Here is a 15454-nt window from a genome sequence, read left to right on the forward strand (position 1 = left end):
CGGCATGCTCGACGTGCGACGACTGGTCCTCCTCCGCGAACTGTCCATCCGCGGGACGGTGGCGGCCGTGGCGGAGGCGCTGAACCTGACGCCCTCGGCGGTGTCGCAGCAGCTCGGCGTGCTCGAACGGGAAGCGGGCGTGCAGCTCCTCCGTCGAGCCGGACGGCGCCTCCAGCTGACGCCGCAGGCCGAGGTGCTCGTGCAGGCCGCGGGGCACGTGCTCGACGTGCTCGACACCGCCCAGGCGCAGGTCGAGTCGTCCCTGCCGACCGTGCAGGGCCGGGTCCGGGTCGCGGTGTTCCAGTCGGCGGCGCTCGCCCTCATGCCGAACGCACTGCACGAGATGGCCGTGGAGCACCCGGACGTCCGGGTCGAGATGGTGCAACGCGAACCCGAGACGGCGCTCCACGAGACCTGGGCCAGGGAGTTCGACATGGTCATCGCCGAGCAGTACCCGGCGCACGCGGCACCGCACCTGTCCGGTCTCGTCCGCTCGGACCTCACCACCGACGAGGTCCGGCTCGCACTGCCCCCGCTCGACACGGCCCTCGCGCCGGTCACGAGCATCGAGGACGCCGAACTGCTGCCGTGGGTGATGGAGCCACGCGGGACCGCGTCGCGCCACTTCGCCGAGCAGACCTGCCGCCGGTGGGGCTTCGAGCCGGACGTGCGGTACGAGACCGCGGACCTGCAGACGCAGATCCGGCTGGTCGAGTCCGGGAACGCCGTGAGCCTCATGCCCGACCTGATGTGGACCGGACGTACGACCACGTGCCGGCTGGTCGACCTGCCCGAGCGTCCGCGGCGGACCATCTTCACCACGGTGCGCTCCGCGGGCGCGTCCGCACCGGCGGTGCGCGCCCTCCGCGACGCACTCGAACGGGCGGCCGCCGCGGTCGACCGCGACGTTACGTGATCGTGACCGGCTTGCGCCTCGATGCCGTCAGGATCGCCCTGCGAGCGACATTCCCCGGGTAGGAGCCGAACGGGCTCCGGGGAACGAACTCTCGAGGGGGAACCATGGACCAGTCCTGCACGTCACGGATCCGGCGCGCGGCGACGATCGGCACGGCGATCGCGCTCGTCGCCACGTCGTCGGCGTTCGGCATCGGTGCGACCGTCGCGGTCGCGGACGAGTCACCGACGACCGCGGGCACCACGGCCGGCGGCGTCGCGGCCGACACCACCGCCGCACCGCCGACGACCAGGGATGCGGTGGCGGGCGGAACCGGCACGACGGCGGACACCTCCACGCCCGAACGGCCGGGAACCGACACGGCGGACACGCCCGCCAACGACGCCCCCGCGCAGCCGAGCGACCCAGCCGGGGCACCGCCCGCCACACCGGACCCGGCCCCCGCCCCGGCCGCACCGTCCGCCCCGGCCGCGGACGGCCACGGAGGGACGCCCCAGGCGTCGCCGACCACAGCCAGCCCGGCTGCCGCAGATCCGACCGACGGCGGCCCGGCTGCCGCAGACCCGGCCGCCGCCGTTCCGACGGGCACCGTCTCGATCGCCGGGGACCGCACGACGTGGCACACCCTGACCGCCACGACCGACGGATGGCCCGCCGACACGACGTTCACCTACGCCTGGACGATCGACGGCGCCGGTCGGAACCAGGTGGTCGACGGTGCGACCACCTCCCACTTCGTGACGGACTACGGCGTCGACCGCGTCCGGGTGGCCGTGACGGGCACCACTCCGGATGCCGGGTCGGCCACCGTCACCAGCGACTGGGCGACGATCACTGCCGACGCCGCCTCGCCGTTCAACGGGGGTGCACGCACCGTCGATGTCACGGCCGGGGAACGCGTGTCGATCCCGCTGCAGGCCTTCCTGGGGGACCAGGGAGAGCTCCGGTACGAGCCCGCAGCGACGTTCGACGGCACCGCGGACCCGAGCGTCCTGCCCGCCGGGTTCTCGCTCAGTGCGGACGGGGTCCTGACCGGCTCGTCCACGTCGGTCGAGTACGCGGACTTCTGGGTCCTGGGAGTCACGTCGGCGAGCCCCGAGGGCAGTCCGGGCCTCCACGTCACGTTCCGGATGCACCAGGCCGCACCGGTGTCGCTGCGGGCATCCGTGTGGTCCACGAGCGCGACCACCTACGACGTGTGGAACGTCGCACCGGACGGGTCGACAGTCCACTCGACGAGCCCGGAAGTACAGGCGGGTGACCCGGCAGCGCCCCTGCGCCTCCCGCAGACGGCCGAACCGTACGTGGACGTCGTGCAGTTCGACCGGTACGGCAACGGCGAGCCCGCTGCCGTGCAGGTCTCGTCCTCCGTCGAGTCCGACACCGTCACCTCGGAGGCGCTGTCCCACCGCCTGCGCTTCGCTCACGCGAGCACGCACGTCATCACCGCCACGACCGGTGCGCTGTCGATCTCGATCCCGATCGAGGTCGACCCGGTCGCAGGCGCGTCCACGGCGACGCACGGCACCGGGAGCGGTGGCGGCCGCCTCGCCTTCACGGGCGCCGACACCTCGGGCCCGCTGGCGTGGGCCCTCGGCCTGGTCGCGTCCGGGGCCGGGCTCCTGCTGCTCCGGCTCCGCCGGCGCCGGGCCTGAGACGTCCGACCGCCCGGCTCGGCACACGTCGGACGGGAGGCGCGGTGCGGGTCGGCACCGCGCCTCCCGTCCGTCGCGTGGTTGCGCGACTCCGCACGACCGGGCACCGGATCCGGCCCCACCCCCAACCCAGGTCACATTTCGGACACCGACCTCCTGGGCGCGTTCCTGTACCAGTACGATCCGAGAGCGCCGACATTCTCGGCGGATTCTTATGATCCGGCACCCGACCGGACCTGACCCCTGGGGGGACCCGTGCACCGCAGCACCTCCACGACCCGTCGCGCCTGCGCGCTGGGAACGACCTTCGCGCTCATCGGTCTGACGACCGGTCTCGGCGTCTTCACCTCGACGGCCGCCTACGCCGCCGACGAGACGCCGACCGCCGCCGTGGCGCAGGCGGACCCGACGCCGACCGACCAGCCCACCGACACGCCGACCGACCAGCCGACCGACGCGTCGTCCACGCCGGCCGCCACCGAGCCCCCGGCGACCGACCCGACGACGCCGACCGACGCCGACTCCTCCGCCCCGGCACCGACGGGCGATCCCACCGCCCCGGCCGACAGCGCTCCGAACGCCACCCAGAGCCGCGCGACGGCGTCGCCCACCGCGGCCGACGTCCCGGCGCCCAGCTACAAGGTCACGATCGTCGGCAAGCCGACCGTCGGCACCACGCTCCGCGCTGACGTGACCGGCATCACTGGCCAGTACGGCTACGACTGGACCGTCGACGGTGCGACGCTCTCCACTGAGCCGTCGTTCACCCTGACCAAGGACCAGATCGGCAAGAAGGTCACCCTCACGGTCACCGGCAGCACGCCGGAGCAGACCGCAGAGGCCACGACGGACGTCGTCACCGAGGACGTCGTCTCCGCCGACGAGACCACGGCCGACACCCCGCTCGCGCTCACGGTCACGGCCGGACAGGCGCTCTCGCGCTCCTTCGCGGTGAAGGCCGGGAGCGGCGACGTGACGTACTCGGTGGGCTTCGCCGACCCGGACTACGTGGCGGACCCGACCGACCCGACGGACACGCCCGACCTGCCGGACGACGTCACGCTCGACCCGACCACGGGTCTGCTCAGCGGGAAGCCGACCTTGGCCGGCACGTACGACTTCACGGTCATCGCCACGAACGGCACGTCGACCACGACCGAGTACGTCGAGGTCGTCGTGGACCCGGCCGCCGCCGTCGGTGTCATGGCCTACGCGACGGACACGGCGTCGTCGGAGTTCTTCGACTCGCTGGACGACGAGGGCAACCCGCACCTCGACCACCCCATCTCGTCCTGGATCATCGAGCCGGACGGCACGATCATCACCCTGAAGCAGCCGGCGGACTTCAACCAGGACCCGACGTTCACCGAGGGCGGGAACCCGACGGTGAAGCAGGGCGGCTCGCTCTGGATCAGCGGGTCCGCGGTCGACGAGTTCGGCAACGACACCGTGCAGCAGGACGACGACGGCAACCTCCCCCAGCCGACCGTCACGAGCGACATCGCCAGCGACCAGATCTCGTTCGACGAGGACGAGTTCGCCACGCGCGTCACCTTCCCGCACGCGTCGACGCACCACCTGACCGTCGCGCAGGACGGCCTCGCGGTCGCCTTCCCCGTCACGGTCATCCCGACCGCGACGACGGTCGTCGCCACGACGCCGGTCGGCACGAAGGGTGAGCTCGCGTACACCGGTACGGACGCCACGGACGCACTGCCGTGGGCGCTCGGCTTCGTCGCCGCCGGCGCCGGTCTGCTCGGTGCGGCCGCCGTGCGCCGCCGCCGCGCGCAGCGCTGACAGCCGCGCCCGACGTCCGGCACAGTCCTTCGTGCCGGACGTCAGGCCGTCAAGGGCCCCGCCACACCGCTCACGGTGTGGCGGGGCCCTTCCGCGTGTCCCGTCGCGTGCCCCAGCGGATCGGTAGCGTTGGTTCCATGCCCACGCTCCTGCACATCGACTCCTCGGCCGACCTCGCGCACTCCCGCTCCCGTGCGCTCACCGCGGCGTTCGCCGACGCGTGGCGAGCCCGCGGTCCCGAGTACACCGTGGTGCGGCGGGACCTGCACGTCGACCAGCTCCCCCACCTCGAGACCTCCGCGCTGCACTGGGCTGCGTCCGACCGCACCGCCGAGGAAGCGGTCGACCCGGCGGCCGACGCGCTCCGGCAGGAGGTCATCGACGAACTCCTGGGAGCGGATGCGGTGGTCGTGGGGGCGCCCCTGTACAACTACACGGTGCCGTCGACGCTCAAGGCCTGGATCGACCGCGTGCACGTGCCCGGGGTCCTCGCCGGCGACGTGCAGCCGCTGGCCGGCCGACCGGTCGTCACCGTCGTGAGCCGCGGCGCCACGTACGACGCGGGGACCCCGACGGAGGGGTGGGACCACGCATCCCCCGTGCTGCACCTGATCCTCGGCACCGCACTCGGCATGAAGCTGTACCCGATCACCGTCAGCGCCACCCTGGCCGACCGCATCCCCGACCTCGCGCCGCTCGCCGAGCACGCGTCGGCCGAGTTCGCCGACGCCCGGACCACGCTCGAGCGTCTCGCCGCGACGGTCGTCTGAGGAGCGGCCCGGCAGCGGTCCTCAGGCGGGACGGATCTCGTCCGCACGCCCGATCAGGTCGGCGTGGAAAGCCGTCTGCGTCAGCGCGCTGGCGAGCAGGAACCCGGTCATCGAGGCGATCCCCCCGCTGAACGGCACGCGTGACGCGACCTCGAACAGGGTCGGCGCGGACAGTGCGTCGAGCGCGTCGGCCACGTGCCGGCAGCGTTCCTCACGGTGTCGCGCCAAGGTCCTCGCCCGCGCGACGACGTTCCGGAAGCGGTACTCGTGGCCCGGGCAGACCTCCAGGTCGGCGTACCGGTCGAGCCGACCGAGCGACGCCAGGTAGTCGCCGAGCGGGTTCGTGGCAGTCCGGCCGCCGAGCCCGATGCCGGAGTTGATCCGGGGCAGCACGTGGTCTCCGGTGAACAGGAGCCCGTCCGCGGCGTCGACGAAGCACAGGTGCCCCGCGGTGTGTCCCGGCGTCCAGAGCGCCCGGACCTCGCGGCCGACGATCGGCAGCAGGTCGCCGTCCTCGACGAGCAGGTCCGCGAAGGGCTCGGACGTCCGGCCGAGCCCGATCCGCCGTCCGCTCCCCCAGGCGGCGACCACGCCGGGGCGGAGGTCGGCCGGCACACCCCACGACGCGATGTCGGCGTCGTTCGCCACGGCGTCGTCCCGTTCCCTGCGGAGCGCCTCGACCTCGAGCGGGTGCATCGCGATCCGCGCTCCCGTCGCCCGTCGCACGGCTGCGGCAGCACCGAGGTGGTCGGCGTGCAGGTGGGTGACCACCACGAGGCCCACGTCGTCGAGGGACCGCCCGATCGCGGCCAGCCCCGCACGCAGCGCGCCGAGGTCATCGTCCGCCGCCCAGCCGGGATCGAGCACCGTGAGCACGCCGTCGGCACCCTCGACGACGTAGACCAACGTCGCGTCCGGAACACCGAACCGGAACGGCACGGCGAGGGTCCAGACGCCCGGCCGGACCTCCTCGGCGGGCGGCAGTGCGCCGTCACGGAGGGCGGCGGCCTGCACCGGGCTGATCGGTCGCGGTGCCGGCGCTGCCGGCGGGGGCACGGTCGTCACGCGACCACCCTAGTGACGCGGGCGGCAGGTGCGAGCCGCACCGCGCCTCCAGGGCTGCCCGTGGCACGACCCGAGTAGACAAGGACCATGGAGATCGCACCGATGCTCGCCAAGGCCGTCGCCACCGTGCCCGAACCGGACAGCGTCCGCGGTGGACTCCGCTACGAGCCGAAGTGGGACGGGTTCCGCGGCATCGTCACCGTCGACGGTGACCACGTCGAGATCGGCAGCCGCGGTGCGAAGCCCCTCACCCGCTACTTCCCCGAACTCGTCGAGGCCTTCCGCACCCAGTTCGGCGGCCGGGACCACCCGGTGGTGCTCGACGGCGAGGTCGTCCTCCGCGCCGGCGCGCCCGGAGCGGAGCGACTCGACTGGGAGGCACTGTCCCAGCGCATCCACCCGGCAGCGACCCGCATCACGAAGCTCAGCGTCGAGACGCCCGCGCAGTTCGTCGCGTTCGACCTGCTCGCCGTCGACGGTCGGGAGCTCCTCGACCTGCCGTTCGACGAGCGGCGTGCGCAGCTCGAGACGCTCGCCGAGGGGATGTCCGACCCGCTCTTCGTGACCCGCACCACACTCGACGTCGACCTCGCCCGCGAGTGGCTGACGACGTTCGAGGGCGCCGGGCTCGACGGTGTCGTCGCGAAGCCCCGTGCCCGCCCGTACGAGCCGAACAAGCGCTCGATGCTCAAGGTGAAGCACCACCGCACGGCGGACGTCGTCGCCATCGGCTACCGCGTGCACAAGAGCGGCACCGGCGTCGGCTCGCTGCTCGTCGGGCTGTACGGCGACGACGGCGGACTCCGCCAGGTCGGGGGCGTGTCCGCCTTCTCGGACAAGCGCCGGGCTGAGCTCGTCGACGAACTCGAGCCCGTGGTCCTCCGAGACGAGGACGGGAGGCCCGTCACCGGCGAGGGGGAACGATCGCGGTTCTCGTCGGGGCGCGACACGTCGTTCGTGCGGCTCGAACCGTCGCGGGTACTCGAGGTCCGCTACGACCAGATGGAGGGTGACCGGTTCCGCCACACCGTGCAGTTCGAGCGGTGGCGTCCGGACCGCGAGGCCACGTCGTGCCGCTTCGACCAGCTCGAGGTCCCCGCCGCGTACGACCTGCAGGACGTCCTCGCCTGATCCCGACTGTCCGATTGACGCTCACGGATGTGATTAGTTAGGCTGACTAGTAACTTGGGGATGCGGCACCGGCCGCGACGAGCAAAGACGGGGAGTGGGCCATGATCATCGACGGCATCAGCGACGCACACCGCGGGACGTGGTCCCGACTCACGCGCCTCCACACGGCGAGCGTCACGCTGCCCACCCACACCACGCGGGTGAGCGAGCCGAAGCGCCGCGTCGAGGACGCCAGCGCGGTCTGACCCGGACGGCGTCAGGCCTTCCTGGCGCGAGACGGCTGCACGCGCGGCGGCTCCCCGGGCATCTTCGGGAAGTCCGGCGGGAAGGGCAGTTCGCCCTCGCCGTTCTCGAGGTCGCGCGCCCACCACTCCAGCAGCGGAGCGATCGACCCCGGCTGCTCCCCCATCGACTCCCACGGGTCTCCGGTGGTGCGCAGCCGATCGGGGACCGTGCGGACCGTGAAGGCCGTGGGGTCCGCCGAATCGAGTTCGTCCCACGTGATCGGCGTCGACACCGCCGCGTGTGCCAAAGCACGAGGGCTGTACGCGCCCGCCATGGTGCGGTCGCGGTTCGCCTGGTTGAAGTCGACGAACACCCGCTGCCCGCGCTCCTCCTTCCACCACGCGGTCGTCACCCGGTCCGGCATGCGCCGCTCGAGCTCCCGGGCGGCGGCGATCACCGCGTGCCGGACGTCGAGGAACTCGTGCTCCGGCCGGATCGGCGCGAACACGTGCAGGCCCCGGTTGCCGCTCGTCTTGATCCACGCGGTGAGCCCGACCTCGTCGAGCACCCGGCGGAGTTCGTGGGCGATCGGGACGGTGTCGCGGAAGTCGGTCCCCGGCTGCGGGTCGAGGTCGATCCGCAGCTGGTCGGGGTGGTCGGAGTCCTCTGCGCGTGATGCCCACGGGTGGAACACGACGGTGTTCATCTGCGCCGCCCACACCGCCACGGCAGGCTCGTCGATGACGAGCTGCGGGTGCGACCGGGCGCTCGGGTAGGTCACGACGACCGAGCGCACGTAGTCCGGGGCACCCTTCGGCGGGTTCTTCGAGAAGAACTGCTCGCCGTCGACACCCCCGGGGAACCGCTGCAGGGAGATCGGACGGCCACCGTTCGCCCGGACGAAGGCCGAGCCCACGGCGACGAGGTACTCCGCGAGGTCGAGCTTCGTGATCCCGGGCTCCGGCCAGAGCACGCGCGACGGGCTGCTGATCCGGACCTGCCGGTCGCCGTGCGGACCGGGGACCGTCAGCGTCGTCGCGTCGCTCGCCATGCTGCGGAACCTACACGAACGCCCCTGCGGGCGGCCGCCGCCGGTCCTGGCGGTGCGCCGCACCGGAGCGCCGTCGCGGCCACGACGCCGCGGATAGGCTGGTCCGGTGAGCACCACCACCGAACCTCTGCGCATCGGTCTGGTGTCGCTCCACACCTCCCCCGGCGACGAGCCCGGCTCCGGCGAGGTCGGCGGCATGAACGTCGTCGTCCGTCACCAGGCCGAAGCCCTGGCGGACCGGGGCCACCACGTCGACATCGTCACGCGACGGTCGTCCCCCACCCAGCCGGACTCGGTGTCGCTCGTGCCCGGCGTGTGCCTGCGCTTCCTGTCCGCGGGCCCGGCCGAACCCGTGCCGAAGGGCGAGCACGACGCGTTCATCGAGCCGTTCCGGCACGAGCTGGAACGGCTCGGCCCGTTCGACGTCCTGCACTCGCACCACTGGTTCTCCGGTGCCGCCGCCCTGCCCGTGGCCCACGACCGGGGCATCCCGCACGTGCAGTCGTTCCACTCGATCGCCGCCGACAGCGACACGCCCCTCTCCGAGGGCGAGCGCCCCGAGTCCGCGGGGCGGATGGCCGGTGAGCGACTCCTCGCCCGCGACTCCGACGCCGTCGTGGTCGTCTCCGAGGCCGAGGCATCGACCGTCCGGTCCCGGCTCGGCGGCGATCCGGGCCGGATCTGGATCGTCCCACCCGGCGTCGACGGGTCCGTTTTCCGTCCCGCGGCGAGCGCGTCGCGCCGCGCGGCCGTCCCGTACGTCGTCGCCGCTGCCCGGGTCCAGCCGCTCAAGGGCCTGGACCTCGCGATCGAGGCCATCGCGGGCATCGGCCAGGAGGCGCGACCCACCCTCGTCATCGCCGGTGACGCATCGAGCGAGGCGGGCGACTACGTGGACGAACTGCGTCGGCTCGCCGCCGCGCGCGGGATCGCCGACCGCGTGACCTTCATCGGACCGCAGTCACGGGCCGACCTGGCGTTCCTGTTCCGCGGCGCGGCAGCCGTGCTCGTACCGTCGCACTCGGAGACGTACGGCCTCGTCGCGCTGGAGGGGTCCGCGTCCGGGGTGCCCGTCGTCGCGGCCGCTGCCGGTGGTCTGCGCGAAGCGGTCGTCGACGGGGAGACCGGTGTCGTGCTCGAGTCCCGGGACCCTGCGGTGTGGGCGGCCGAGATCGAGCGGATCCTGACGGACGAGTCGTACGCGGCATCGCTCGCCGCCGCCGGACGCGAGCACGCCGAGCGGCTGAGCTGGGAGCGCTCGGCCGCCGGGCTCGAGGACGTGTACCGCCGCGTGCTCCGCCGCTCGTGACCGGGGTCCCGCGCTTCGACGGCTTCTGGAGTGCGCTCGACGCCGTGCCGGTCGCCGACGACGCCGAGGCGCTGTTCGACGTCGGGTCCGACGAGGGCCGGTTGCGCCGGACGAACCTCGAGCGGTACCTGTCACGCACCGGTCCCGGCGCGGACACGCTGCTCGTCGCCGAAGCCCCCGGGTGGCGCGGCATGACGAACACCGGCATCCCGTTCACGAGCATGCGCGAGCTCGGGCCGGAGTACCTCGTGCCGCCGGAGCCGACCGCTCCGTGGGAGGCGTCGTCGCGGGTCGTGCGGGCAGCGCTCGACGAGTGGCGTGGGGTGCCGCCGGTGGCGTGGGCGATCTTCCCCCACCACCCGTTCGTCGCTCCGGACCGGCTGACGAACCGGACGCCGCGTCCGGCCGAGGTCCGGGACGGCGCCCCGGTCGCGCTCGCACTGCTCGACGCCCTCGGCGGCGCGTCGCGTGTCCGCGTGGTGGCCGTCGGTCGCAAGGCCCAGGGGGCGCTCGCCCTCGCGGGGATCGACGCGATCGCGGTGCGACACCCGGCGCAGGGCGGCGCGAAGCAGTTCACCGAGCAGCTGCTCGCCCTGGACCGGTAGCGTCCGGCGGTGTTCAGGCCGAGCGGACCTCGACGCCCTTGGCGGTGAGTCGCTCGACGACGTGCGCGGGGAGCGGCGCGGCGGCGTACACGGTGGCGAGTGCCGGCAGGTCGAGCACGTCGTCCCAGTTCTGCGGGTCGTACCGGTCGTCGGAGCCGTCCCAGCCGGGGTGCACGTCCTGCAGGACCTCGAGGTCGGAGTCGACGGTCAGCTCGGTCACGAGCGACAGCTGCGACGGTAGGAGCTCGAGGTCGTCGTAGTACTCACGCGCGCGGTCGTCCTGCCCCTCGACGTCGAGGTCCTCGTCGCCGTCGTCCTCGCTCTCGGCGTCGTACGGTTCGAGGACGTCGAGGTCGTAGCAGAGCACGTCGAGCACGAGCAGCTTCGCGTTGAAGTCGGCGAACTCGACGGGTTCCTCGGTGGTGTTCGACTCGTCGTACATGGCTCGGAGCGTAGCGGTCGGTCGCCGTGGACGTCCGGGGACGGCGTGTCCGCGAGGACACGAGCAGGTTGCGATCGGCGTCGATCTTCCTGTGAGGGTGGACAGGAAGCCCGTCCACGGACGATGCTGACGCATGGCCAACACGAAGACGGACCGCCCGCAGGAGGAGCAGACAGAGCTCCGGCGGGTCATCGGTCCCAAACTCCTGCTGCTGTTCATCGTCGGGGACATCCTCGGCACGGGCGTCTACGCGCTCACGGGTCAGGTCGCGGCGGAGGTCGGCGGGGCAGCGTGGCTCCCGTTCCTCATCGCGTTCGCGGTGGCGTTGCTGACGGCGTTCTCGTACCTCGAGCTCGTGACGAAGTACCCGCAGACGGCCGGGGCGGCCCTGTACGTCCACAAGGCGTTCGGCATCCACTTCGTCACCTTCATCGTGACGTTCATCGTGATGTGCTCGGGCATCACCTCGGCCTCGACGGCGTCACGGGCGTTCGCCGCGAACCTCGGGGCCGGGTTCGGTCTCGAGCTGCCGAACGCGGTCGTGATGCTCATCGCGATGGGGTTCATGCTCGCCGTGATGGTGATCAACTTCCGCGGGGTCAGCGAGAGCGTCAAGACGAACGTCGTCCTCACGCTCGTGGAGCTGTCCGGTCTGGTGATGGTGATCCTCATCGGCTTCTGGGCGATCGCGGGCGGCGACGCGGACTTCTCGCGCGTGGTGCTGTTCGAGACGCCGGAGGACAAGTCGCTGCTGCTGTCGGTGTCGACCGCGACGTCGTTGGCGTTCTTCGCGATGGTCGGGTTCGAGGACTCGGTGAACATGGCCGAGGAGACGAAGGACCCGTCCCGCATCTTCCCGAAGGTCATGCTGACGGGCCTCGGCATCACCGCGGTCATCTACGTGCTGGTGTCGGTGTGCGCCGTCGCGGTCGTGCCGATCGGGGAGCTCGCGGGCAACGAGACGCCGCTCGTCACGGTCGTGCAGACGGCGGCGCCGGACTTCCCGATCGCCGACCTGCTGCCGTTCATCTCGATGTTCGCCGTCGCCAACACCGCGCTGATCAACATGATGATGGCGTCTCGGCTGCTGTACGGCATGAGCAAGCAGGGGGTCCTGCCCGGGTTCCTCGCCCGCGTCTCGCCGACCCGTCGCACCCCGTCGACCGCGATCGTGTTCACCACGCTCATCTCGCTCGCCCTCATCGGTTGGGTGTCGCTCGACCCCGACTCTCCGATCGTCGTCGTCCTCGGTGGCACGACCTCGCTCCTGCTGCTGTCGGTGTTCGCCGTGGTGAACGCGTCGGTGCTCGTCCTGCGCCGCGACCGGGTGGGGCACCGGCACTTCCGGGCCGGTGTGGTCGTGCCGATCATCGGTGTGGTCACGTGTCTCTGGCTGGTGTTGCCGTTCTCGTCCGGACGTGATCCGCAGCAGTACCAGATCGCCGGCGCGCTCCTGGCGCTCGGCATCCTGCTCTGGATCGTCACGTGGTTCACCCACGGCAGGAAGCAGCTCGACCGGGCACCGACCGGACTCGTCACCGAGCCGACCGCCGTCCAGCGCGACCACGAGCACGAGCGCCGGGACGTCTGACCGGCTCGGGATCGCCAACCGCGCGACACCCCCGCTCGGGCGGGTGCGGTTCCCAGGCGGCGCACGTACCCTCGTCGTGCTCCGCCTGACCCGCCCCGCCCGAGAGGACCCGCCATGCGCCGCGTCGGCATCACGCTCGCGTCGGTGTTCGGCGCGGGCATCGTCGCCGTCGGCATCGGCGTGGTCGTGGTGATCGTGATCGCGGTGAACTCGCTGACCGGCGCGGCTCGGTCGGCCACTGCGATCACCACACCGACGTGCCCGGACGTCGCGACGAAGACGGTCGGCGGGATCGTCGTCCCCGCGGGACCGATCGGCGGGTTCTGCCAGGACCGGCTCGTCAACGCCGCGCACGTCATCGAGGCAGCCCAGGCGCTCGGCATCGGACCCCACACGCAGGCCGTCGGTGTGATGACCGCGATCGGCGAGTCCAGTCTCGTGAACCTCGACCACGGCGACGCCGCGGGCCCCGACAGCCGCGGGCTCTTCCAGCAGCGGGACAACGGCGCCTGGGGCACGTACGAGCAACGGATGGACCCGTACACCGCCGCGTCGATGTTCTACGCGAAGCTCGTGAAGGTGCCCGGTTGGAAGACCATGGCGCCCTCGCAGCTCGCGCACGCCGTGCAGATCAACTCGGACCCCGACCACTACGCGAAGTTCTGGCCGGAGGCGAAGGCCGTCGTCACCGGGCTCACCGGGCAAGCCGTGCCGGACACCGCGCCGCAGGGCTGACCGGCACGTCACGAGGCCAGGGCGAGGGGCTCGTCGTCGACCTCGTCGAGGGACACGATCGCGGTGCCGCCCCGGTGGACCGCGACCTGGGCCCGGAGCCGGACGCGGTGTTCCTCGAACGCGCACGCGCAGGCGTCCACCCACTCCCAGTCGACCGGGAACAGCCGGGACTCCCCCGGGCGCTCCCACACGAGCACGACCTCGGCTGCGCCGATCTGCACCACGGTGTCCGCCACGAGTGCCGCCAGGTCCTCCACGCGTTCGTCGGGCTGCCACGGCAGGTCCGAGATCGGCATGACGAACGACACCGGCACCGCCCGTTCGTCGAGGAACAGCGCCCAGCACTGGCGGGTGATCGGCCGTTCGACGAGGGCGGTGACGAGGTCCAGCACGTCGTCGTCGGTGCGGACGGGGGTGTTGATGAGGCGGTCGAGCTTGTCGGTGTCTGGCATGGACCCAGCGTCGCCGAGCTCGCCCCCGCCGAGGAGGCGTCGCCAGCATTCTGTGGAGCGACCCCGGAGATCGCGGTCCTGTGGAGGAACGAGCCTCAGATGCCGTGGGTGATCGCGCTGTCGACCAGCAACATCGCGCCGAAGAACACGGCGACCACCGCGGCGACGCCCACCAGCGCGAACGGCCAGGACAGCCGACGCCGGACGAGCCGCAGCACGCACACGACCAGCGTCGCGACCAGCACGAGCGCGACCAACACCGGTCCGACGTAGACGACCGCCCCGCCGAGCGTCTCGTCGCACGAGTTGCCGGGCGCGCCACACGAGCTGAACGCCAGCGACAGGAACACGATGCCGCCCCCGGCGACGACCGACTCCGCTGCCAACAGCACCAGCAGCCCGACCGAGGCGACCAGGTCCGCGACGCGACGGCCGCCTGCCAGCGGGTGCCGCGCCTCCCGTCCGAACACCGCCGGACCGGACGCGAGCGGATCCGTGACGGGCGCGTCCATCACGCCCACCGCCCGTCGTCCGCGCACGGCCGCGCGGTCCGGTGGGACCGGAGACGTCCGCCGAGCCGGCGCGGGAAGGATCGCATGCCCACCATCGTGCCCGCTCCGGAGGCCCGCGGTGCGTTCCTGCACCGATCGGACACTGCACGGCCGGGTCGGTAGGTTCGGGGGCATGGGAGCAGCCTCGCGGGACCACGAGCCGCCCGCCGTCCCCGCGACCGTCGCCGTGCTGCTCGGACCGGTCGCGTTCTACATGGGCCTCATCATCCCCGCGGCGTCCACGGGTCGGCACGTGCTGCTCGGTGCCGTGTTCGGCGTGGTGTGCGTGGCTTCGGGCTGGCGGGCCATCGCGATCGCTCGACGCCGGCGGGTGGCTGTCCGGGTGTGGTCGTGGATCGGGATCGTGCTCGGTGGGGTCGGCCTCGTCATGCTCGTGTGGCAGCTGCTCGTGATCGTGACCGGGGGTGCGTTCCCGGCGCCGTTCTGGTCGCCGTACGCGCGGCACTGAGCTGTCGCGGGGCCGTGCGGCGGGCACCGAGTCGGGGCGCGGGCGTGTGGCGGCGCGGGGCGTGCGGCACGTGGGCCGTGGCGTCACCAGCCGAGGGTGCCCGGGCCGCCCTTGAACGGGCCGACGACGCGGGAGGTGATCCACCCGCCGTAGAAGTCGCCCTCCTGCGCCTGCACGACCTCGCCATCGACCTCGCACGAGTCCATCGCGGACGGGTAGATCGCGACCCGGTCCCGGAGTTCCTCGTACCCGGGCTCGGGGTTCGGGTAGTTCCACGCCGCGCGGGGCGCCACGAGGCCCCCGCCGAGGACGTCGAAGTACCGTGCGCGCCCCTTGAACTCGCACATGCTCGAGCCGTCCGCCGGGCGGAGCTGCAGGCCGCCCATCGGGAGGTAGTACACGGGAGGATGCGACGTCTCGAGCACCCGCACCGCATCCGTCGTGTCCGCGATCACCTCGCCGCCGAGACGCACCAGGACCCGTTCGGGGACCGGTTCAACGGCGGGCGGGCGGGGGTAGTCCCAGACGGATTCCTGCCCGGGGCCAGGTTCGGTTCGGTTCGGTCGGCGCACAGTCCTGGTCTACGCCGTGTGGCTGACCGGGGGCGCCACGGACGCGCGAGGGCGGGTTTCGCCGGCGCGCGGGTGAGTTTCGCGCCGGGCGACACTTCACGGCCGGAAACGCGCGTGA

At 72.4% G+C, this 15454-nt stretch carries 17 protein-coding genes; 11 read left to right on the plus strand and 6 right to left on the minus strand.

The features are described from left to right. Positions 1-4: 4 nt before the first annotated feature. From ACTJKO_RS12775 to ACTJKO_RS12790, 4 genes are all read left to right on the plus strand, one after another. Positions 5-916, plus strand: a complete 912-nt coding sequence (locus ACTJKO_RS12775; protein WP_440689258.1) for a LysR family transcriptional regulator — start codon at positions 5-7, stop codon at positions 914-916. A gap of 104 nt (positions 917-1020) precedes the next feature. Continuing rightward, the gene (locus ACTJKO_RS12780; RefSeq protein WP_440689260.1) at positions 1021-2571 is read left to right on the plus strand and encodes a hypothetical protein; all 1551 of its coding nucleotides are present in this window, start codon (positions 1021-1023) and stop codon (positions 2569-2571) included. A 255-nt stretch (positions 2572-2826) separates the two neighbouring features. After that, a complete protein-coding gene (locus ACTJKO_RS12785; protein ID WP_440689262.1) occupies positions 2827-4368 on the plus strand; it encodes a hypothetical protein in 1542 nt (513 codons plus the stop codon). Positions 4369-4505: 137 nt separating this feature from the next. Next, positions 4506-5138: an FMN-dependent NADH-azoreductase gene (locus tag ACTJKO_RS12790; RefSeq protein ID WP_440689264.1), complete on the plus strand. Its 633-nt coding sequence runs from the start codon at positions 4506-4508 to the stop codon at positions 5136-5138. A gap of 21 nt (positions 5139-5159) precedes the next feature. Here ACTJKO_RS12790 and ACTJKO_RS12795 read toward each other — a convergent pair whose 3' ends face one another. Next, positions 5160-6203 carry an MBL fold metallo-hydrolase gene (locus ACTJKO_RS12795; protein WP_440689266.1) on the minus strand — a complete coding sequence of 348 codons (1044 nt, stop codon included), beginning with the start codon at positions 6201-6203 and terminating at the stop codon, positions 5160-5162. Between the two features lie 87 nt (positions 6204-6290). Between ACTJKO_RS12795 and ACTJKO_RS12800 the strand changes: the two genes are divergently transcribed. Together ACTJKO_RS12800 and ACTJKO_RS12805 are read left to right on the plus strand one after the other, a co-directional pair. Further along, the gene (locus ACTJKO_RS12800; protein WP_440689268.1) at positions 6291-7334 is read left to right on the plus strand and encodes an ATP-dependent DNA ligase; all 1044 of its coding nucleotides are present in this window, start codon (positions 6291-6293) and stop codon (positions 7332-7334) included. Between the two features lie 101 nt (positions 7335-7435). Next, positions 7436-7579: a hypothetical protein gene (locus ACTJKO_RS12805; protein WP_440689270.1), complete on the plus strand. Its 144-nt coding sequence runs from the start codon at positions 7436-7438 to the stop codon at positions 7577-7579. Between the two features lie 11 nt (positions 7580-7590). Here ACTJKO_RS12805 and ligD read toward each other — a convergent pair whose 3' ends face one another. After that, positions 7591-8610 (minus strand): non-homologous end-joining DNA ligase, encoded by a 1020-nt coding sequence (gene ligD, locus ACTJKO_RS12810; protein WP_440689272.1) that lies wholly within the window; start codon positions 8608-8610, stop codon positions 7591-7593. A gap of 106 nt (positions 8611-8716) precedes the next feature. Here ligD and ACTJKO_RS12815 point away from each other — a divergent pair, with 106 nt between their 5' ends. Continuing rightward, positions 8717-9919 (plus strand): glycosyltransferase, encoded by a 1203-nt coding sequence (locus ACTJKO_RS12815; RefSeq protein ID WP_440689274.1) that lies wholly within the window; start codon positions 8717-8719, stop codon positions 9917-9919. Then, positions 9916-10524 (plus strand): uracil-DNA glycosylase, encoded by a 609-nt coding sequence (locus ACTJKO_RS12820; RefSeq protein WP_440689276.1) that lies wholly within the window; start codon positions 9916-9918, stop codon positions 10522-10524. The genes ACTJKO_RS12815 and ACTJKO_RS12820 overlap by 4 nt, the downstream gene beginning before the upstream one ends. Positions 10525-10537: 13 nt before the next feature. Here ACTJKO_RS12820 and ACTJKO_RS12825 read toward each other — a convergent pair whose 3' ends face one another. Beyond that, positions 10538-10966 (minus strand): DUF6892 domain-containing protein, encoded by a 429-nt coding sequence (locus tag ACTJKO_RS12825; protein WP_440689278.1) that lies wholly within the window; start codon positions 10964-10966, stop codon positions 10538-10540. Positions 10967-11099: 133 nt separating this feature from the next. Here ACTJKO_RS12825 and ACTJKO_RS12830 point away from each other — a divergent pair, with 133 nt between their 5' ends. Both ACTJKO_RS12830 and ACTJKO_RS12835 read left to right on the plus strand, forming a co-directional pair. Continuing rightward, positions 11100-12557 (plus strand): APC family permease, encoded by a 1458-nt coding sequence (locus ACTJKO_RS12830; protein ID WP_440689280.1) that lies wholly within the window; start codon positions 11100-11102, stop codon positions 12555-12557. A gap of 114 nt (positions 12558-12671) precedes the next feature. Then, the gene (locus ACTJKO_RS12835) at positions 12672-13292 is read left to right on the plus strand and encodes a hypothetical protein (RefSeq protein WP_440689282.1); all 621 of its coding nucleotides are present in this window, start codon (positions 12672-12674) and stop codon (positions 13290-13292) included. A gap of 8 nt (positions 13293-13300) precedes the next feature. Here the strand turns inward: ACTJKO_RS12835 and ACTJKO_RS12840 are convergent, their stop codons facing one another. Together ACTJKO_RS12840 and ACTJKO_RS12845 are read right to left on the minus strand one after the other, a co-directional pair. After that, the gene (locus tag ACTJKO_RS12840) at positions 13301-13744 is read right to left on the minus strand and encodes a hypothetical protein (RefSeq protein WP_440689284.1); all 444 of its coding nucleotides are present in this window, start codon (positions 13742-13744) and stop codon (positions 13301-13303) included. 95 nt (positions 13745-13839) lie between these two features. Continuing rightward, complete coding sequence (locus tag ACTJKO_RS12845; RefSeq protein WP_440689286.1) at positions 13840-14259, minus strand: hypothetical protein; 420 nt, start codon at positions 14257-14259, stop codon at positions 13840-13842. 169 nt (positions 14260-14428) lie between these two features. Here ACTJKO_RS12845 and ACTJKO_RS12850 point away from each other — a divergent pair, with 169 nt between their 5' ends. Continuing rightward, positions 14429-14764, plus strand: coding sequence for a hypothetical protein (locus tag ACTJKO_RS12850; RefSeq protein ID WP_440689288.1), 336 nt, complete (start codon positions 14429-14431; stop codon positions 14762-14764). 83 nt (positions 14765-14847) lie between these two features. Here the strand turns inward: ACTJKO_RS12850 and ACTJKO_RS12855 are convergent, their stop codons facing one another. Then, positions 14848-15336 (minus strand): DUF427 domain-containing protein, encoded by a 489-nt coding sequence (locus ACTJKO_RS12855; protein WP_440689290.1) that lies wholly within the window; start codon positions 15334-15336, stop codon positions 14848-14850. Positions 15337-15454: the final 118 nt, after the last annotated feature.

Origin of the sequence: Curtobacterium sp. 22159, assembly GCF_052045775.1 — a bacterium.
Lineage (GTDB): Bacteria > Actinomycetota > Actinomycetes > Actinomycetales > Microbacteriaceae > Curtobacterium.

What these genes read in the sequence shown, in the direction of transcription:
- ACTJKO_RS12775 (WP_440689258.1), top strand. Translation starts at nt 5, where the DNA reads ATGCTCGACGTGCGACGACTGGTCCTCCTCCGCGAACTGTCCATCCGC.
- ACTJKO_RS12780 (WP_440689260.1), top strand. Translation starts at nt 1,021, where the DNA reads ATGGACCAGTCCTGCACGTCACGGATCCGGCGCGCGGCGACGATCGGC.
- ACTJKO_RS12790 (WP_440689264.1), top strand. Translation starts at nt 4,506, where the DNA reads ATGCCCACGCTCCTGCACATCGACTCCTCGGCCGACCTCGCGCACTCC.
- ACTJKO_RS12800 (WP_440689268.1), top strand. Translation starts at nt 6,291, where the DNA reads ATGGAGATCGCACCGATGCTCGCCAAGGCCGTCGCCACCGTGCCCGAA.
- ACTJKO_RS12805 (WP_440689270.1), top strand. Translation starts at nt 7,436, where the DNA reads ATGATCATCGACGGCATCAGCGACGCACACCGCGGGACGTGGTCCCGA.
- ligD (WP_440689272.1), bottom strand. Translation starts at nt 8,610, where the DNA reads ATGGCGAGCGACGCGACGACGCTGACGGTCCCCGGTCCGCACGGCGAC.
- ACTJKO_RS12825 (WP_440689278.1), bottom strand. Translation starts at nt 10,966, where the DNA reads ATGTACGACGAGTCGAACACCACCGAGGAACCCGTCGAGTTCGCCGAC.
- ACTJKO_RS12830 (WP_440689280.1), top strand. Translation starts at nt 11,100, where the DNA reads ATGGCCAACACGAAGACGGACCGCCCGCAGGAGGAGCAGACAGAGCTC.
- ACTJKO_RS12835 (WP_440689282.1), top strand. Translation starts at nt 12,672, where the DNA reads ATGCGCCGCGTCGGCATCACGCTCGCGTCGGTGTTCGGCGCGGGCATC.
- ACTJKO_RS12840 (WP_440689284.1), bottom strand. Translation starts at nt 13,744, where the DNA reads ATGCCAGACACCGACAAGCTCGACCGCCTCATCAACACCCCCGTCCGC.
- ACTJKO_RS12850 (WP_440689288.1), top strand. Translation starts at nt 14,429, where the DNA reads ATGGGAGCAGCCTCGCGGGACCACGAGCCGCCCGCCGTCCCCGCGACC.